The following is an 18,913-nucleotide window of genomic DNA, read 5'->3' as shown; positions in this document are numbered from 1 at the left end:
CTTAGGCGCTGACTTACCCGATCGACCCATTCCTTATCCGTTCATGCGTATGTAGGATCTCCCGCCATTCTGAATACTTTGTACCTACCGCTTCCTTGCTTTTCCAGTGTATCATGAAAAGATGGTCATAATGCTGCGGCATGAACACAGCTTCATGATGTACATAGGGAGACGATTGGATATGAATTGGTTGAACACAGAGATAGCACAGCGTTGGCGGACAGAAGGAAAGAGATACGCTTCCGAGATCAACGAATATGTGCGCATCGGCATGGAGAACGGTTGGCCAGAAGAGCTGCAGCCCCCTGAGGATGATCAGCGCAGAAGCATTGCCGGGGATATTCTTCGCATGATTCAGGGCGCCAATCAGGCTGGGGAAACAAAGAGGCTGCGCGAGGAAATTCCGCCGGCATCTTGGCCGATCACGTCCGAGTTTGGAGATCGGCTGCAGCCGATAGACCCGTTGACCTTTTTACGGGATGGGAGCTTGCTGGTCCATGCCGGCGGCCAGAGAACACGCGGGACGCTTTATTTGGCGCATGGGGAGCAGCTGACCACGGTACCGGATGCAAACTTTGCCGGAGGCTCACGGGATGGCGCATATGTGGCGCTTGTCAATGAAGAAGGCATTCGGGTTGTCGAAGGGATGACCGCCGATTCGGATGGAGCGCAGGTTGCCGTGTATCCGTGGGAGGAAGTGCAGAGCAAGCTGAAATTGGCGCTTCCGAACCTCGAATCCCTTGCCGATGTGGAGCACCCCGAATATGTGGTCGATGAGCTGATCCCTTTTGACGGGGGAAGAAAGCTGCTGCTCGTTTGCGGATACGGCATTTATTTGGTAGATCACGAGGGCGGGGTCGAACTGCTTAATCCTGAACATGCGGATCTCATCGAGTACGAGGAAGAGGATACGATTGTGGATATGGCTCACGGAGATGTTTCTCCTGATGGCCGGTGGCTGGCTTACGGCTCGCAATCCAGTTCGCATTTTTTGAAGGACCTGCAAAGCGGAGAGGTACATGCATTTGAACCGGCGTCAAGCTATCCGCACTTCGCGCGGTTTTCGAAGGATAGCCGCGAGGTATGGTATAATGCGTGCCATTTTTACAACGGGGCGACGTTCAAAGTGCCGCTGACGGAGGACGGACAGGAGAGCTACGGCGATATCGAGAAGGAATGGCCTATGATGAATGAAGAAATGCGGGTGTACGCGGCTGCCTCGCTGAAAGATGGATTCATCCTCGGAGATGCCTACGGCTATCTTAAGTATATCGATAGAGATGGCCGAGAGATCTGGCGGTATTTCGTCGGCAGCACCATATTTGGCATGACTGCTTTCGCGGATGAATCGATGCTGGCTGTCGGCACATATGGGGGCATGCTCCATCTACTGAAGCTGGATAGCGGCCAAAAAAGCGAATACAGCATTGGAACCGCAAATGTTATAGAGACGGATCGCTGGGTGCTGTGGCGGGATCAGGAGCCATTGCGCTGGTAAGAAGATTCAATTTGGTCCGGAGTGCGATAACAATTGAATGAAATGAAAACTGCACCAATGCAGAAGGAATAGACACGTAAATTTTGCGGGATAGCAAGCCCCTCTATTTTTGTTCAATCGGCGAATGAATGTGTTGTATCCTTTCATTCGCCGATTTTTTTTGTTTTCATGTGGAGGGCTGCCTGTATTTTTGGGCGGAAATGGTTGATTTACTATCATTCAGCACACGGAAAGGAGGTGATGAAGATGAACACCATTCATATGCTGGCCGGCATTCCCGGCAGCGGTAAAAGCCAATACGCGAAAGAATGCTGCAAACGGGAAAGAGCCGTACTTGTAGCGACGGACGCCATCCGGGAAAAGCTGTTCGGAAGCGAGACACGGCAGAAGAACACCTACCGGATTTTTGATGAAGCTTTTGCCGAGATTGAGCAGGCGCTTGCGTCCGGGAGAAACGTCGTGTTTGACGCTACCAATGTTGCCCGCAACCGAAGAGTTCAATTCCTGAAGCGATTTAACAAGGTTCCGGTGGAATGCCATGTCTGTAACACGCCCTACGAATTGGCCAGGGAACGGGTGCAGGCGAGAAAGCGTAAAATCGAGGACAAGGTCCTTGAGAAGTATGCCAAAAACTTCGAGTTTCCCTTGCTTGCCGAAGGCTTCAATCAGCTGCATATCGTCCATACGCCGGCAGATGTCGGACTTGAGCGGGCCGAGCTGGAGCAGCTTCTTGAACGGAAGCCGGGTCATGACGAGCTGTTTGCTTACTTGCGCCATTCTCCTTATTTCAGCGTGATGCTGGGATATGACCAGGAAAATCCCTATCATTCCAAAACCTTGTCCGAGCATACGCATGCCGTTCTGGAGTATATCCATGCGTTTTACGAAGGGGAGCATATGCTTGAGATGCAGCTGGCGGCTTTGTTTCACGATACAGGCAAACCCCTTTGCAAGGTATGGAAGCCGAACCGGGGATATTACTCATATTTTGGACACGAGCATGTATCCGCAGGGATCGCCTGCCATGTTCTGAAGGAACTGGGGTATGGCGATGATTTTATTTTACATGTGGTGAACATGGTGAGCTTCCATATGGAGATTCTGCACGGCGGTGATGCCGGGGCCTCCAAGATCTACCATCTGCTTGGCGGCCGGATGCTGGCAGAGCTGTATTTCTTCGCGGAAGCGGACACGTTCGCCAAATAGAGGTGATGAGATGAATAAAGTGAAATATCCGAAAACAATGCATTTGCCGTGGTCCAGAAGCTATACGGACGATGATAAAATTTTGCGGAGCACGGACCATTTTGCCGGACAAGAGGTTGTCATAACCGAGAAAATGGATGGAGAGAACACAACGATGTACTCGGACTTCATTCACGCGAGGTCACTCGACAGTAAAGACCACTCTTCCCGGCACTATGTGAAGACGCTGCACGGAGGAATCCGGTATATGATTCCGGAAGGGTACCGGCTTTGCGGGGAGAACGTATATGCCAAGCATTCGCTGCTGTATACATCCTTGCCCGGCTATTTCATGCTCTTCTCGGTTTGGAACGACCGCAATATCTGTCTTTCCTGGGATGAAACCGAAGCATGGGCGGAGAAATTGGGGATTCCGCTTGTTCCGGTTCTGTACCGCGGAGTGTGGAGCGAGGAAGCCGCCAAGCAGTGCTACACGAAGCAGTCCCGATGCGGCGGAGAGCAGGAGGGCTACGTGGTACGGCTCGCCTCAGAATTTCCTTATGAGGACTTCAAGCGCTCGGTCGCCAAGTTTGTCCGGAAAAATCATGTGCAAACCGACGAGCACTGGCTCAGCAAGCCAGTTGAGCCTAATGTTTTGGCCTAGGGTGTAAACGAGAGAATAAGCACGAAGACAGCAATAACCAAAACGGATGAGGAGGGTTTATCATGTAATTCGCTCGGAATTCCTAATGATTATTCGATCATGGGTCAATTCGTTGAATCCGACATACATAAAGATAATGACAATTGCCTTTGCACGTTTATCAATGAGAAACTATGGGCTGCATAGAGCCTTATATCGAAATACATACTACATAACTTTTCACAATTGCGGCAAATACGGAGGTGGTTGCTTTGAGTACGGGCATCGCGATTTACGATACGGAGAAAATAACAGCGCCCGAGGCACTCGAGATCGGGCTGTCTTTTTTTGAGGCAATCGGCGTCAGCGTGAACTCTGCCACGTATTATAGACTATTAAGCAACGGTGATCATGAAGGAGATCACGATCTGTTCGAGATTTCCCCGGATCGTTTAAGAGAGAACGTGTTAAGAGGAGAATGCGATGCGTTCTGGCTCTATCACGAGCGAAAAGGCTCGGTTCCTTGGCATGCCGCATTCAGCAGGCAAACCGGTGAATTCGGAAGTTTTCCTCATCTTACCGCATTTTGTGAATGTTCACTTGAAGAAGCTTACGCCTCGCTCACAGCGTGGCTTAAAAGCTTGGCGAAGCGGTTTCCCCGCTTTGCTTACGGGATTGTCTATTCCACGGAAAAAATGACTAACGCATATCTTTATGCGGCAGGGAATAGCGGGGTGACGCTGTTCCCGTACGAGAACGGTTTCGCATTTAGCAAAGAGACTCCGGGACTGTATAAGGGTAAGGGGCGGTATTCAGGGGAATTGCTGCGGATGGTTTACCCATGCAACCTGGTGAACAGTCGCCATTTACATATCGAAATCGGCGGAGTAAAGCTGGGAGTATGGATTACGGGCAGTCGGGAACATGGCAAGCTAACGAATATCGGAAAGGAACATTGGCTGTGGGAAGTGGAGACAACGCATCTTGACCAGATAAATCAATTATGCGGAGAAGCTGGATTTCTGGTGGCCTGGAAGCCTCGACCACTGAAGAAGCCGCAACGAAAGCTGCCCTGACCAGGGTAAATACAAAATGGAGGGAACAAGATGAACGAAGAAGCAGTTACAACCGGCTGGGATGCAATTGAAGAGCAAATGAAAAAGCTATATGGGGCCCAGGAGCCTAAGCACTACGGTACGGTGATTCCTTATATGTTGGGTGGTAAGGATCCGCTGGACGGTCTGAGCGCCTACAAAGCGGAGAACCCGCTGCCGCATTGGCATATCGTGACGTTCGGCTTTTCCGAGCTTTATGAGAAAGAGTCGGAAAATAAGGAGTATAGCGGATATGGATTTGAACTTACGTTTCGGGTGGCGCGCACGGAAGACGAGGAAGAGCCGCCGATGTGGGCGCTGAACCTGCTTCAGAACATGGGACGGTATGTTTTTAGCAGCGGGAACGTTTTCGCCTCCGGCGATTACTTGGATGCCAACGGTCCGATTTGTTTAGGAAGCGATACTCAGTTAACCGCGCTTGCCTTCGTAGAAGATCCTGAGCTCCCTAGCGTCGTTACGCCTAACGGAAAAGTTGAGTTTTTGCAAATGGTTGGAATTACGGAGGATGAGCTCGAGGCGATGAAAACGTGGAGTACTTCGGGCGTATTGGGTGCCAGCCAAACGAACCTTCCCGGGTATATCACCGATTTGTCCCGAGACTCCCTCTTGCGGATCCCTTCCATAGCGGAAACCGTCCAAAGAGGTTTGGAGCAGGAAGGTTCGAATACCGGATTTTTATTTGTGGATCAATTGGCTTGGGAGCCCGGCAAAAGCCGGCTGTTTAGCAAGACGCCGACCGTGCTCACCTTGGGGGCAAAGCAAGCGGGAACGGTCGGCAAGCTGCTTCGCGGAAGGCTTCTGAAAGGAAAGGACTTGACATTGGCAAGCCAAGACTTGAGAGTTGTGTTGGAGCCTGGTGCGGAAACCGGCTACGAAGCAGGAGAGCAAGAAGTACGGCTCAGGCTGGATGAAGCGACTGCGGACGAGCTCTCGCGAAAACTGCTTCCGAAGGAAGACAGAATCGAGTTGACTGCTTATAAAGGATGCATCATTCAAGTCGTTAAAACCCATATCAAGGACCAAGATGGTAACGTCGTTTCCACCATTGGGTAAAGCGTAAAATCAGGAGTTGAGGTTGCAATGAAATCACGTCGCAAAGGGGAGGCTCGGCTGAACGTGGTCAGCATCGCGGAGGAGCCGGTCGAGCAGCTGCCTTATACGGCAGCCGCTCCAGGGAGCAGAGGGGTCATCTATGGATATTTACCGGTTTATTTTGGAGGGATGCTTGGGCTTCCGGATGAAGTAGACGCACTAATCCTAGCTTCGGATCTGCAAGGCGTCGCAGGACACTTATCAGCTGATGAAATGCATAGCTCGCGGCTGATCGGCGAGGAGCTGCCCGAAATGCTGGCCTTGCTGCTGGAAAGCTATTGTCCCCAGTGTGATCCTGAACGTATCGTCGTGCTTCTGTGTGGTGACCTGTACGGCGACCCGGCTCAAAGAGGTTCAAGCGGCGATCCGCTTCCGGTGTGGGAAGCCTTTCGCTCGCATTTCGGCACCGTGCTTGGCGTAGCGGGAAATCACGATATGGTTACGGCAGAAGGGAAAGCAAGGCTTGCTGCAGCCCCGGGTATTGATTTTTATGACGAGCCTAGAACGGCGCTGCATAGCGGGTTGCCGGGCTGGGCGGTGTGACAGGAAGAGCGGGCAAGCCGAATCGGATGTCGGAGGAAGAGTACATAGGCGAGCTACAAAAACTGCTCCGACGCAATCCGGATGTGCTTATGCTGCATCAGGGTCCGGATGTGCCTGCATTCGGGCTTCCCGGCCATGCCGGAATCCGGCGAGAGCTTTCGGCCGGGCCTCCGTTGCTTCTTTGCTGCGGGCATGTCCATTGGGACCGGCCAATGGCGGAGCTGGACAACGGCACGCAGGTGATCAATACCGACGGGAGAGTGCTGGTGTTTGCCGCTGCGGAGTTGGATTAAATCGAACTGACATTTTTATATTAGAATCCAATCATAACTAGTTTTATACCGCAGCGGCAGTCTGAAGTTAGTGACTGCCGCTGTTCAACTTTTACCTGCAACATTCGTTTGATCCGAGAGGTAGAACAATAATCCGGGTGCCGCTTGAAGCAAAAATAATTGCGGCCGATTTAATCCTGACAACCATGTTGTCAGAATTCGTCAAGTAGGATCATAGCTAGATGATCCGAAATAGTTCATCGACAGAGGAGAGGATCACCGTGAGACTGGAGCGTTTGCTTGGAATGACGCTTGAGCTGATGGCCAAAAAAAGAGTGACCGCAACGGAGCTAGCCGCCAAGTTTGAAGTATCGGTGCGCACGGTTTATCGTGACGTCGAGTTAATCAATCTGGCCGGAATTCCGGTCGCATCGTTCACCGGCGCAGACGGCGGATTCGAGCTGATGGACGGATATTTTTTGACAAGGCAGCACTTCTCAGTCGACGATCTGTCGGTCATCTACACGCTCTTGAAGGCGATGGAAGGTTCGATGGGAGGCGCCGTAGCGCCTGCGATGCGGAAGCTGGTCAGCCTGCATCCGGGCCTGGCGAACGAAAGCAACCGCGAGGCGGTTATTTTGAGCATGAGCGCATCGGAGAGCGAACGTGATAGGATTCGGCAGCTGTTTCAGGCAATCCGGCAATCGCGCATCGTTCGACTGGCATACACGAGCGCATCCGGCACACCGTCCGAGCGCAGCGTGGAGCCGGGAAAATTGCTCTGGGAGAAAGGTGTCTGGTATTTGGAAGGGTACTGCAGGTCACGCCGAGGGAAAAGGTATTTCCGCATCTCGCGGATTACGGAACTCCAGGTGATGGAAGAAACGTTTATACCGCAGCCCCTACTTGATGAGCCGGAACAGGAAGAAGTGCATGGGATTCATGCGCATCTTCGGTTCGACCTAGCGGTACGTACTCGCGTACTGGAGCAATTCCCGGGAGAATGCACGTATCAGGGCGATTGCGTTGAAGTTCGCACGATCTTTTATAAAAAAGAGTATGCATTGTCGGTCATCACGAGCTACGGGACAAATGTTGACATCATATCGCCGGAAGACCTTCGGCGCGACGTCATCGCGCATATCGAAGCCATTCGCCAACACTACGCGAAACCACGAGGAGGAGATCGGATATGACGATTCTGGTAACAGGGGCAACAGGTACGGTTGGACAGCATGTGACGGAGCTGCTGTTGAAACAAGGCGCATCCGTGCGCGCATTAACGAGAAATGCGGAGCGGGCGAGAAAGAAGCTGCCGGACGGCGTGCAGATCGCCGAAGGCGATTTGATGAAGCCGGGTACGCTGAAGGATGCATTGCAGGGGGTAGAGGCAATCTTCCTGATCACTTCAAGTGACGAACCGAACGCGGATCTTAACACGGACCCGGAGATGGTGGCGCTCGCGAAAGAGGCTGGTGTAAAGCGCGTTATCGTTCTGGTCGGCTATGAAGAGGGGCCGGTCGAGGCAGCACTTAGAACAAGCGGCATGCAATGGACGCTGGTGAAGCCTGCGGAATTTATGGCCAATGCCTTGGTGGATTGGCGCGATACGATCCGTTCGGAAGGCGTTGTCCGGGAGTTTTATGGAGATGCTCTCAGCGCGCGCGTGCACGAAGAAGACATTGCGGAGGTTGCGGTCCTGGCCCTGCTTGAGGATGGACATCACGGACGCAGCTATCCGCTCACCGGACCCGAAGCGCTTACGCGTAAGGAAGCAGTACGGACCATCGCTGCAGCGATTGGCAAGGAAATCCCGTTCGTCGAACTGACAGAGGAAGAAGCAAGGCAGCAGTGGCGGCAGCAGGGGTATGACGAGGAGAGCGTCGAATTTTTCGTGCAGATCGCAAAAAATCCGCCGGAGGCTGGATATACGGTGCTGTCGACGGTCCAGCAGGTGCTCGGGCGGCCGGCGCGTACGTTCGCCGATTGGGCAGCCGAGCATAAACGGGAGTTTCTATAAGAGATTGGAGGAGGGCCCATGACGTACGCCATTGAAGCGAAAGGCTTACGCAAATCATTCCGGGGGCATGAGGCTGTGCGCGGGGTGGATTTGGCGATTCGGCAAGGAGAGCTGTTCGCGCTTCTTGGACCAAACGGAGCAGGGAAGACAACAACGCTGCACATGTTAACCACCCTGCTGCGTCCGGATGGGGGAACGGCGTACATCTGCGGCAGCGATGTTGTCGCCGAAGCAGCCGATGTACGCAGGCGAATCAGCGTTACTGGCCAGTATGCGGCGCTGGACGAATCGTTGACCGGCCGGCAAAACTTGAGGCTGTTCGCCGGGCTCCACGGTTTTTCGCATAAAGAAGCCGTCGTACTGGCGTCTGAGTTGCTGGAATCATTCGGGCTGGGGGATGCAGGTGATCGAACCGTCGGAACCTACTCCGGCGGCATGCGCCGGCGCCTGGACCTCGCCGCCGGCATTCTCTCGCAGCCCGAGGTGATGTTCCTCGACGAGCCAACCACCGGACTCGATCCGCAGAGCCGGCGCGAGCTGTGGGAGGCGATTCGCCTGCTGGTGAAGAAGGGGACAACCGTGCTGTTAACGACGCAGTATCTCGAAGAGGCAGACCAGTTGGCCGATCGGATCGGTTTCATCGCAGACGGAAGGGTTATCGCGACCGGCACGCCCGAGCAGCTCAAAGCATCGACCGGCGGCAAAACACTGACGATCCGTCTGTCAGCAGCAACCGACCCGTATGAGATCTGTCGTCTGTTTGCAGACGAACATGGGCTAAGTGCCCATACGGATGAAGACGGGGTGACCGTAAAAGCGGCGGTTCGGGAAGCTTCGCTGGCACACGCTGCGATCGGTACGCTTATGGAGCACCAAACGGCGATCAAGGATTTCGCCTTGAGTGATCCAAGCCTTGACGACGTATTTTTCGCTTTGACCGCCACAACCGGAAAGGAGGCGACGCGATGAGTTCCATACAAGCATCTCGTGCCCGAAAGCCAGGCCAAAGTCCAGGCGGCTTGACCGCGACAGGACTGTTCATGCGGCGAACGCTGCATCACATGCGTAATAACATCTTCGGCCTTGCCGTTGAAGCGGTGTTGTCTCCAATCATTATGCTGCTCATATTCACCTTTCTGTTCGGCGGAGCGATTGCCGGTTCCGCTCGGGAATATATTCAGTATTTGTTGCCTGGCATCCTGGTGCTGACGGTGGTGCCGATGACGGTGTACAGTGGTACGACAATCTGCACGGATATCGCCAAAGGCGTCTACCACCGGTTTCGTACGTTGCCTTTCTGGCAGCCCGCAGCCATTTTCGGCTCGATCATCGCAGACAGCTTGCGCTATGCAGTGGCACTACTCGTTGTCTTGACGATGGGGTTTGGGCTTGGATTTCGGCCGGACGGCGGCCTCGAAGGTACCATGGCAGCTGCACTTTATGTCCTCTTATTTGCATTCGGTACTAGTTGGGTCTTTGCACTCATCGGCAATGCGGCCAAGCGGCCAGAGACCGTGTCGGGTACGAGCATGATGATTGTTTACCCGCTTCTATTTGCCAGCAACGTGCTTGTCGATACTTCGACAATGCCGCGCTGGTTGCAGGTGGCGATCGACTTGAACCCAATCAGCATCGCTGTTACGCTCATACGAGGACTGCTACACGGAACGGCGAATGCAGCTCAACTGGCGGCAGGCATCGGTGTCGTCCTGCTGTTGATTGCTATTTTTGCTCCGCTGACGATCAATGTTTATTTAAGGAGGCAAATACGGTAGCAGGAATGGGAATTGCTCCTCTTCCTTCAACCACTCCTCGTTGTAGGGACGTACTCCCAATCTCATGAAATCAAAATAGGAGGCTGCCATGAAGCAGGAGTATATAGAGATAAGCGGTGCGCGAGAGAACAATCTGAAGAATGTGTCGCTTCGCATTCCCAAACGCAAAATATCGGTCTTCACAGGGGTGTCCGGCTCTGGTAAGTCGTCGATTGTATTCGACACACTGGCCGGCGAAGCGCAGCGGCTCCTGAATGAGAATTTCAGCCTCTTCGTACGCAATTTTCTGCCACGCTATCCTCAACCGGTAGCCGATGCGATAGAAAATCTAAACATGGCGGTCATCGTTGACCAGAAGCGGCTCGGTGGAGGCTCGCATTCGACGCTTGGTACGGTGACGGACATCTCTCCGGTACTGCGGCTCTTATTCTCGCGTGTCGGCCGTCCCCATATCGGCAACGTCAATCGGTTCTCCTTCAATGATCCGCATGGGATGTGCCCGAGCTGTAACGGGATGGGCAGGATGGTCGTTGTTGATTCGGACGCCGCACTGGACAGAAGTAAGACGCTTCGCGGAGGGGCGATTCGGCTGCCGGAATATGCCGTCGACAGCTACGAATGGACGATTATCGCGCAGACCGGCAGCTTCGATTTGGATAAGAAGCTGAGCGACTTTAGTGACGCCGAGATGGAGGAGTTGCTGTACAGCAAGTCACGTAAGATTGAAATGAACGTCGGCGGAAAAGCGATGAACTTCTCTTACGAAGGTATCTTTGAGAAGTTCACCCGCAAGTATATTAAACGCGATGTAAAAACGATGTCCGAGCGCACTCAGAAGATGGTGGCTCCGTTCATCTCGGAAGGTCCATGCCATCTTTGCCGCGGCGCCCGCCTAAGTCAAGAAGCGCTCGCCTGCCGGATCGGCGGGTACAATATTGCCGAGCTGTCGGCGATGGAGGCCGGCCAACTAATCGGCGTGCTGCAGCAAATCGATGATCCTGTCGCGTTGCCCATCGTGAGAACCTTGACGCAGCGGCTGCAGTATTTGGTGGATATTGGCCTGGATTACCTGACGCTTGACCGCCCGACTGACACGCTGTCAGGCGGGGAATCGCAGCGTGTTAAGATGGTCAAGCATCTCGGCGGCAGCCTCGTTGATGTGATGTATATACTTGACGAGCCAAGCGTCGGCTTGCATCCCCGCGACGTTCATCGGCTTAACGACTTGCTCTGTAAGCTGCGCGACAAGGGGAACACGGTGATTGTCGTCGAACACGATCCCGATGTAATCAAGATCGCCGATCACATTGTCGATGTCGGTCCGCATGCTGGCTCCGGGGGTGGGACGATCGTCTATGAAGGCAGCTATGCAGGTTTGTTGCAGGCGGATACACTAACCGGCAAACACCTAAGTCAGGCATTGCCGATCAAAACCGATGTGCGCCTGCCGACAGGCCAATTGCCGATTCGTGACGCCACGCTGCATAATCTGAAAAATGTAAATGTCGACATCCCGACAGGGGTCGTTACCGTCGTTACTGGCGTCGCAGGCTCGGGAAAGAGTACGTTGATCAATCGGGTGTTCATGCAAAAGTATCCTGACGCGATCTTGATCGATCAGTCCGCAGTCGGTGTCTCGACCCGATCGGTTCCGGCTACCTATATAGGAATTATGGATGATATACGCAAAGCCTTCGCCGCCGCGAACAAAGTGAACGCCGGACTGTTTAGCTTCAATTCCAAGGGTGCCTGCGAAAACTGTCAGGGGCTCGGCGTTGTATACACAGATCTGGCTTACCTTGATGACGTGAAACTGCCTTGCGAAGCATGCGGCGGTCAACGTTTCAAGGATGAAGTGTTGGAGTACATGCTGAACGGTCGATCGATCGCCGAAGTATTGGCAATGACGGTACGCGAGGCGCTATGCTTCTTCGATCAGAACCACGCTGACATCGTGTGCAAGCTTCAGGCAATGAGCGACGTCGGCCTCGACTATCTGACGCTTGGTCAGCCGCTCAGTACGCTGTCCGGCGGCGAATGCCAGCGCATCAAACTGGCTGGTGAGCTACATAAGCAGGGAAGCATCTATGTGATGGATGAACCGACGACCGGGCTGCATATGTCGGACATCAGCCACCTGCTGGCGATCATGAACCAGTTAGTGGACGCCGGGAACACCGTTATCGCAATCGAACACAACCTTGACGTCATCCGTAGGGCGGACTGGATTATCGACATGGGTCCAGAAGGAGGAAAGAAGGGGGGGAACAGTGTTTTCGAAGGCACTCCCGAGCAGCTGTTGCGCGAAGAGCATTCGCTGACAGGGCGGTATCTTCGCGGCTAGCGTGCAGATAGTGAAGGCAGATCGGCAAGCCGTTTCAAACAATTCGAGTAGAATAAATGGACTGGTTTCAAACCAGTAATATTATATAGGTCAGCCAGAGATTTGATTTCTGGGTGGCCTTTTTCATGGTTTTAAGATGGATGGAAGGGGGGGATTCCAAAATGTGGTATATTAATATGAGATTATAGTGCAAGGGTATAGTGCAAGGGAGGCGCATGTTGAGGAACATTGATACGGTTGTTTTTGACCTTGACCAAACATTGCTAGATAAATACCAGTCGTCCGTTCAATTTGCTGCTTATCAATATGAGCAATATTCTTTGGACATGTTCATTCCGGATAGGAATGAATTTATCGTAAATTTCTCTGAGCTTAATCATATGATCATACCGAAGGAAGAGGTGTACCGTAAGTTAGCAGAGCTCTTCAAGTTGGACAGAGGAACTTATATCATGAGCTGCTTGCGGATCTGAACCACAAGTTTCATCATTATAGTGTTGGATATGCTGGGCTGCATGAAATGCTCAGTTTGTTAAAGAGGGAAGGCTATAAGTTAGGAATCGTCACGAACGGCCGAGATTTTTACCAACGAAACAAAATATCCGCATTAGGCATTCATGACTATTTCACGGACATTGTTACTTCCGGTTCTGTGAATATCAAGAAGCCTGATCATGCCATCTTTCAAATCGCTCTGAAGCATTTGAGATCAATCGGAAGACGTACTGTATTCGTTGGTGATAGCATCGAAGCAGATATCATTCCTGCCAAAGAACTTGGAATGTTCACCATTCTTAAAGCAAAGGATGCTCTCTCGACGCTGCCCGATGCAATTTGCGATGATATAATAGAAATTCCGAACATCATTAAATCGCTAGAATCAGCGGCTCCTGGAAAATGATCCGTTGGTATGAGGAGAAGGGAGGAGCGATTATCATCGAATAGCACTTTTGTGGAAAGTAGATTTGGTAATTCCTAAAATCACATTGAAAGGATCCTTTATGTTATTCCAGTCGAGATAACGCTGAAGATTTCCAGTTGAAATTGTGTGATTTGCAACTTTAAAATAAGTCAACTCTCGCAGCTCTAAAACACCGATTAAGCTCTGCATCAAGCGCCCCAGGTCATAGATTTCAGCGAATTGTCAGAAAACACTTTTTGTTTGGTGAAATGGATGTTTCGAGGAGTTCAATGCGGTTACTGAGTATCCACATTACGAGTGATACGATATAATTTAAATATCAGGGATGGCCTTCAGAGGTTAAAAAAAGGGGGATGCTATGGCATTGAATAGCGACGGCACGGTTTGGACGTGGATGGATACCATGAAGGTTCGATATATGTTTAACAGCAAACCTGTTTTAAATAGTGAACATCTTGGGTGGAAGAACATCCAACTTTCTAAATGGGATAAAGTTGCTCCTCAGGAAGCCTATGTAGAATCGATGCCGAATTATCTGATCACCATGCACACATCACCCCAGCCGCTAAAGACTCTAACGCTCTTCGAAGGGCGTGAATACGAGAGGGTGATGAAAACCGGTGAAATCTCTTGTTACGTACCGGGCAATTTTGATTACTTTCGATGGGAGAAAATAGAGGCTTCTTATATTGGCATGATGTTGTCTCCTTCTTTGGTGCATCAAGTTGCATCCCAAGCGGATATGACATTTAAAGGTCAGAATGAGTTTACCAATAAGCTATCTATTTACGACTCCAAGCTCGTTCAGTTGAGTCAATGGTTGGTGGATGAAATCAATAGTAACGGAGCCAGGGGAACGTTATACATAGAATCACTATCCAACCTGCTGGCCCTTCATCTGTTGGAGATATTCGCTCAGCCCAAACAACAGTTTTATGTTTCCAGGAAATTATCGGATCAGCAACTATCAAAAGTTATAGAGTACATGCATACCCATTATAATCAGGATATTTCTCTGGAACAATTGGCTGCGGTGGCCAATCTAAGTCAGACCCATTTGGTTCGAATGTTTAAACAGAAGACGGGACTGAGTCCATATCAATATTTCATTCACCTCAGGATTGAGAAAGCCAAGATGCTAATGATGAACCGCGAATATACGATTGGGGAAATTGCAGCGATCCTCGGGTTTACCGACCAAAGTCACATGAATCGCCATTTTAAACGAATCACTGGATTATCTCCCAAGGAATACATGATGTCAACTTGATAGTTGGAAATGATGAACCAATCTCTTACCACAATTCGTTGTGGTTTTTTCTTTTTTACGGCAAATCTTCAGATGGGCAAATCATACAAAAAGATGTTTGTATCTTACAAGACCGCAAATCGCATTGCTTCTAAACTATAAATAGCCTGCTGGCTTATAAATTCATACATGGGGGTTGATTGGGATGAGTACAAATTTCAAGTTTGTTTCCATTCTTTGACTTGAGCGAAAGCACATATGAAGCCATTAAGATAATGGAAAGTGCAGAGTGTGAGGCCGTCTGCATATGCTTTGATGAGGCGATATCTGCAAAAATGTACTAGGAGCTAATAAACGAATAAATTGACTAAACATGCATGAACATCGAAGGCGGCTTGATGCTGCGTATAACCTCTAAAAATATTAATTCAGGTTATAACAAAGATACACGATGATAGGATAGCCGGAAAAACAATGATATTCAGTTATAAAAGAGGAGGACTGTAAGTGAACATTCAAAAATTGCCTTGGGCAGGTATCCGTATCGAAACAGACGACATCGCGATTGTAATCGACCCAATTACTCGCATTCTAGAAGAGTTTGGGGGCGCTCGTGAGCCCATGTATCCGATCAGCTATTTCGGCAAAGCAGATGCCGTATTAATTACTCATCTGCATGAGGATCATTTCGATCCGGCTGGGATTATTGAGGCTTACGGGGCTGCGATTCCGGTCTATGTGCCAGCCGGATTGGAAGGTGCAGCTAGGGCTTTAGGATTGACGAACGTAAACGGCGTCGCAGTCCGCTCATCCTTCGAGCTTAGTAGCGATGTGAAGGCGACAGCTCTACCATCCGTAGATGGTCTTGGCGACATCCAAGTGGCTTGGTTGGTCGAAGGATCAGGACGTAAGGTTATCCATTGCGGGGATACTCTCTGGCATGGATACTGGTGGAGCTTTGCTCAAAATTACGGGCCGTTCGACGCAGCATTTTTACCTGTCAACGGTGCAGTGCTTGAATTGCCGGGGATGATGCCCAGCGGGCAACCCATCTGCCTGACTCCGGAGCAGGCAATCGCGGCAGCCACAGTTCTCGGTGCCAAAACACTTGTGCCTATTCACTATGGAACCATGCAATATCCGCCAATCTACAACGAAACCCCGAATATTGAAGCCCGATTGGCGGCAGCTTCGAAAGTTCAAGTAAATGTAACCTTGTTAAAAACAACGGAAAAATTAGCACTGTAATAGAGTGACGGTAGCTTTCATCGTTAGACTGCAAAAGGATAAACAATTGAGGTGAACGAGATGACTTTCCATAATAAATCTTTCGATATTGCCGTGATCGGCGGTGGACTTACAGGATTGACGGCAGCCGTTTATTTGGCGAGAGCAGGGAAATCCGTCATCGTGCTGGAAAAGGAAAACCAGCTTGGAGGACTTGCCCAAACGGTTAAGTTAAACGGAGCGCTATTCAACCTGGGTCCCCATGCGATGTATGAGGGGGGAGCGGCACTTCGGATCTTAAACGAGCTTGGCTGCCTGCCTGAGGGCGGCTATGCGTCCAAGGGCAGCATGATCGGGATCATACGGGAAAAGATCGTAGAGGTACCGAAGGATTTGACCTCGGCAGAAAGCCGGGAGTGGAGCTCCCTGATGGGCGGCATCGGACAAATCAATGCTGAATCAATCCGGTCGATCAGCCTGCAACAGTGGGCGGACGATAACATTCTTCACGAGCGCGTTCGTCTCCTCTTCCTCGCCATGTGTCGGCAGTGGACCTATTGCGATGCGATGGACTTGATGAGCGCGGGATTTGCAATCCGGCAAGGGCAGCTTGCCGGTAATGGTGTCCGGTATGTAGAGGGAGGCTGGCAGAGCGTCGTAAACAATTTGCGCGATGCAGCGATCCATGCCGGAGCTTCCTTCGTTACGGGTAATGGCGCCCAGCAAATACAGATTAAGAACGGCCTCGTACATGGCGTCGAGCTATCAGACGGTAAAGAAGTGAAAGTATCCGTCGTCATCGCGGCAATAGGGCCGCATGAACTTTGCCGACTCTTGCCGGGAGCGGATGGGCTATCGATCAGCAGATGGAAAGCACAAGCGCGTCCGCTGTATGCCGCATGTCTGGACGTGGCTTTGAGACATTTCCCATATCCAGAGCGTGTGTTTGCGCTTGGATTGGATGCACCACTATACTTCTCCAAACATTCAGGACCCGTCAAGCTGAGCGACAACGGTGCGCTCGTCTTGCACGCGATGAGGTATAACGGCAACGATAACAGGAGAGATGCGCAAGCGGACAAGAAAGCGTTGACCGATCTTCTGGATCTTCTGGAGCCAGGCTGGGAGAAGGAAGTCGTTGCAATCCGATTTTCTCCGAACGTCCTCGTAGGCCACGATTCGCGCACGATCCATCAAAATGGGAATGGGCTGACTCCAAGCCCTGTCGTTCCCGATGTTCATGGTCTATTCGTCGCAGGTGATTGGGTAGGAACAGAAGGACGGCTTGCCGACGCTGGGATGGCGAGCGCCAAACAAGCTGCCGATGAAGCGATGCGCTATGGATAATCCTTATCCTGTTGTTTTTTTATATATCCATAATACTCCACCCGTATAATAGAAGACTGTAAGGTCTGAACACGGAGACGATAGGAGGACACGCGGAGTGGAGCCGAAAGAAAAAGTAGTCGTTACGATATTGGAAACCAGCGATGTTCATGGCCATATTTATCCGACGGACTATCGGGGGCCCGGGGACAAGCCCATTGGGCTCGCCAAGCTGGCTGAGATCATTCACAGAGAACGGCTGGAAGCCCCGCAGCTTATACTGCTGGACAACGGGGACCTTCTGCAGGGTACGCCGTTTATGTATCATTACGCCAAGTACGACAGAACCGGCACGCACCCCGCTGCAAGCGCGCTGAACGCACTCCAGTACGATGCGGCGGTGATCGGCAATCATGAGTTCAATTACGGGCAGGAGCTGTTGAATCAAGCGATCGAGGACGCAACCTGTCCCTATCTGTGCGCGAATATTATGAACGAACAAGGCGGTCGTCCGGCGTTCGGGCAGCCTTACCGGATGTTTGAGATGAAAGAGGGGATTCGGGTCGCGGTGCTTGGCGTCACCACCCATCATATCCCACACTGGGAAGAGCCTAAGCACATTCACGGCTTAACCTTTGAGGATGCCCTTGAGTCCGGACAGCGATGGATCAACCATATTCGAGAAAACGAACGTCCCGACGCTGTTGTTGTATGCTATCATGGCGGTTTCGAGCGGGATCCTGCTACCGGAGACCCTACTGAACCGCAGACGGGAGAAAATCAAGGCTACGAGATGTGCATGCGCCTACAAGGCCTCGACGTGCTGCTGACCGGGCACCAGCATCGGTTGCTTGCCGGCGAGCTGAACGGCGTTGTATTTGCTCAGCCCGGTTCCGCAGGACAGGCAATCGCCAAGGTTCAGCTGACATTCGAGCGGGAGAAGGAAGGCAGATGGTCGATCCGCGGCAAGAGCGCCCAGCTGCTGCCAGCGGAGCAAGCAGAGGCGGATCATGTCGTGCTTGCGATGTTTGCCGAGCAAGAAAGGAAAACGCAAGCCTGGCTGGATCAGCCGATCGGCAGGGCCGAGGGCGATATGTCCATCATGGACCCCTTCGAGGCAAGACTGGGGGATCACGCATTCACGGAGTTCGTCAATCGGGTGCAAATGGAAGTTACGGGAGCAAGTATATCCTGCGCCGCGATCTTTACGAATGAAGCCCGGGGCTTCCTTGGGGAAATTACGATGCGGGATGTGGTGTCCAACTATATCTACCCCAATACGTTGAAGGTGATTCTCCTAACCGGACGCGATATCCGGGACGCGTTGGAGCAGAACGCCCGTTATTTTACTCTGGACGAGCTGGGGCAATTGCAAGTGTCAGAGGGCTACCTGGAGCCGAAGCCGCAGCACTTCAACTACGACATGTGGGAGGGGATTGACTATGAGCTTGACATTTCAAGACCCGAAGGCGAACGGGTTATTAAGCTGCAGCGGAACGGACGCCCCTTGGATCCCGACGCCACGTTCGAAGTGGTGATGAACAGCTATCGGGCGGGAGGCGGCGGAAACTTCCGGATGCTGATGAACAAGCCTGTCGTCAGGGAGATTCCGACGGACATGACGGAGATTTTGGCCGATTATATTTTGAAGCATCAGGTCATCCATGCCGTCTGCGATCACAACTGGAAGGTCGTCTACTAA

The 18,913-nt window shown here is 51.7% G+C and carries 17 protein-coding genes; all 17 read left to right on the top strand.

Going from position 1 to position 18,913, the window contains the following annotated elements; translation table 11 throughout:
- Positions 1-181: 181 nt before the first annotated feature.
- The gene (locus tag MKX76_RS08890) at positions 182-1,498 is read left to right on the top strand and encodes a hypothetical protein (protein WP_341033487.1); all 1,317 of its coding nucleotides are present in this window, start codon (positions 182-184) and stop codon (positions 1,496-1,498) included.
- 246 nt (positions 1,499-1,744) lie between these two features.
- Positions 1,745-2,704 carry an AAA family ATPase gene (locus MKX76_RS08885; protein ID WP_144878926.1) on the top strand — a complete coding sequence of 320 codons (960 nt, stop codon included), beginning with the start codon at positions 1,745-1,747 and terminating at the stop codon, positions 2,702-2,704.
- 10 nt (positions 2,705-2,714) lie between these two features.
- A complete protein-coding gene (locus tag MKX76_RS08880) occupies positions 2,715-3,347 on the top strand; it encodes an RNA ligase family protein (protein ID WP_007131293.1) in 633 nt (210 codons plus the stop codon).
- Between the two features lie 251 nt (positions 3,348-3,598).
- Positions 3,599-4,402 carry a hypothetical protein gene (locus tag MKX76_RS08875; RefSeq protein WP_144868462.1) on the top strand — a complete coding sequence of 268 codons (804 nt, stop codon included), beginning with the start codon at positions 3,599-3,601 and terminating at the stop codon, positions 4,400-4,402.
- Positions 4,403-4,432: 30 nt separating this feature from the next.
- Positions 4,433-5,494, top strand: a complete 1,062-nt coding sequence (locus tag MKX76_RS08870; protein WP_341033486.1) for a suppressor of fused domain protein — start codon at positions 4,433-4,435, stop codon at positions 5,492-5,494.
- Positions 5,495-5,521: 27 nt separating this feature from the next.
- Positions 5,522-6,076 carry a hypothetical protein gene (locus tag MKX76_RS08865; protein WP_341033485.1) on the top strand — a complete coding sequence of 185 codons (555 nt, stop codon included), beginning with the start codon at positions 5,522-5,524 and terminating at the stop codon, positions 6,074-6,076.
- Positions 6,073-6,369, top strand: a complete 297-nt coding sequence (locus MKX76_RS08860) for a metallophosphoesterase family protein (protein WP_251535001.1) — start codon at positions 6,073-6,075, stop codon at positions 6,367-6,369. The genes MKX76_RS08865 and MKX76_RS08860 overlap by 4 nt, the downstream gene beginning before the upstream one ends.
- Before the next feature lie 260 nt (positions 6,370-6,629).
- A complete protein-coding gene (locus tag MKX76_RS08855) occupies positions 6,630-7,544 on the top strand; it encodes a helix-turn-helix transcriptional regulator (protein ID WP_028404239.1) in 915 nt (304 codons plus the stop codon).
- Positions 7,541-8,368, top strand: a complete 828-nt coding sequence (locus MKX76_RS08850) for an NAD(P)H-binding protein (RefSeq protein ID WP_028404240.1) — start codon at positions 7,541-7,543, stop codon at positions 8,366-8,368. Before MKX76_RS08855 ends, MKX76_RS08850 begins: the two co-directional genes overlap by 4 nt.
- Before the next feature lie 18 nt (positions 8,369-8,386).
- Positions 8,387-9,337, top strand: a complete 951-nt coding sequence (locus MKX76_RS08845; protein ID WP_144878932.1) for an ATP-binding cassette domain-containing protein — start codon at positions 8,387-8,389, stop codon at positions 9,335-9,337.
- Positions 9,334-10,143: an ABC transporter permease gene (locus tag MKX76_RS08840; RefSeq protein WP_028404242.1), complete on the top strand. Its 810-nt coding sequence runs from the start codon at positions 9,334-9,336 to the stop codon at positions 10,141-10,143. Before MKX76_RS08845 ends, MKX76_RS08840 begins: the two co-directional genes overlap by 4 nt.
- A gap of 88 nt (positions 10,144-10,231) precedes the next feature.
- On the top strand, positions 10,232-12,487 hold the full coding sequence (locus tag MKX76_RS08835) for an ATP-binding cassette domain-containing protein (RefSeq protein ID WP_210094965.1): 2,256 nt from the start codon (positions 10,232-10,234) through the stop codon (positions 12,485-12,487).
- Between the two features lie 457 nt (positions 12,488-12,944).
- The gene (locus MKX76_RS08830; RefSeq protein WP_341035031.1) at positions 12,945-13,388 is read left to right on the top strand and encodes an HAD family hydrolase; all 444 of its coding nucleotides are present in this window, start codon (positions 12,945-12,947) and stop codon (positions 13,386-13,388) included.
- 379 nt (positions 13,389-13,767) lie between these two features.
- Complete coding sequence (locus tag MKX76_RS08825) at positions 13,768-14,679, top strand: helix-turn-helix domain-containing protein (protein ID WP_210094966.1); 912 nt, start codon at positions 13,768-13,770, stop codon at positions 14,677-14,679.
- A gap of 486 nt (positions 14,680-15,165) precedes the next feature.
- Positions 15,166-15,906 (top strand): MBL fold metallo-hydrolase, encoded by a 741-nt coding sequence (locus MKX76_RS08820; RefSeq protein WP_028404244.1) that lies wholly within the window; start codon positions 15,166-15,168, stop codon positions 15,904-15,906.
- Positions 15,907-15,966: 60 nt separating this feature from the next.
- Entirely contained in the window at positions 15,967-17,232 is a 1,266-nt protein-coding gene (locus MKX76_RS08815) for a phytoene desaturase family protein (protein ID WP_028404245.1), read from the top strand.
- Between the two features lie 97 nt (positions 17,233-17,329).
- Complete coding sequence (locus MKX76_RS08810; protein ID WP_341033483.1) at positions 17,330-18,913, top strand: bifunctional metallophosphatase/5'-nucleotidase; 1,584 nt, start codon at positions 17,330-17,332, stop codon at positions 18,911-18,913.

It is taken from the genome of Paenibacillus sp. FSL R5-0810 (assembly GCF_038002285.1).
Taxonomy (GTDB): domain Bacteria; phylum Bacillota; class Bacilli; order Paenibacillales; family Paenibacillaceae; genus Paenibacillus_AQ; species Paenibacillus_AQ lactis.
This window is presented reverse-complemented; position numbering and strand designations above follow the sequence as displayed.

Coding starts and splice junctions, on each gene's coding strand:
- MKX76_RS08890 (WP_341033487.1), top strand. CDS start 182: ATGAATTGGTTGAACACAGAGATAGCACAGCGTTGGCGGACAGAAGGA.
- MKX76_RS08885 (WP_144878926.1), top strand. CDS start 1,745: ATGAACACCATTCATATGCTGGCCGGCATTCCCGGCAGCGGTAAAAGC.
- MKX76_RS08880 (WP_007131293.1), top strand. CDS start 2,715: ATGAATAAAGTGAAATATCCGAAAACAATGCATTTGCCGTGGTCCAGA.
- MKX76_RS08870 (WP_341033486.1), top strand. CDS start 4,433: ATGAACGAAGAAGCAGTTACAACCGGCTGGGATGCAATTGAAGAGCAA.
- MKX76_RS08865 (WP_341033485.1), top strand. CDS start 5,522: ATGAAATCACGTCGCAAAGGGGAGGCTCGGCTGAACGTGGTCAGCATC.
- MKX76_RS08850 (WP_028404240.1), top strand. CDS start 7,541: ATGACGATTCTGGTAACAGGGGCAACAGGTACGGTTGGACAGCATGTG.
- MKX76_RS08845 (WP_144878932.1), top strand. CDS start 8,387: ATGACGTACGCCATTGAAGCGAAAGGCTTACGCAAATCATTCCGGGGG.
- MKX76_RS08840 (WP_028404242.1), top strand. CDS start 9,334: ATGAGTTCCATACAAGCATCTCGTGCCCGAAAGCCAGGCCAAAGTCCA.
- MKX76_RS08835 (WP_210094965.1), top strand. CDS start 10,232: ATGAAGCAGGAGTATATAGAGATAAGCGGTGCGCGAGAGAACAATCTG.
- MKX76_RS08825 (WP_210094966.1), top strand. CDS start 13,768: ATGGCATTGAATAGCGACGGCACGGTTTGGACGTGGATGGATACCATG.
- MKX76_RS08815 (WP_028404245.1), top strand. CDS start 15,967: ATGACTTTCCATAATAAATCTTTCGATATTGCCGTGATCGGCGGTGGA.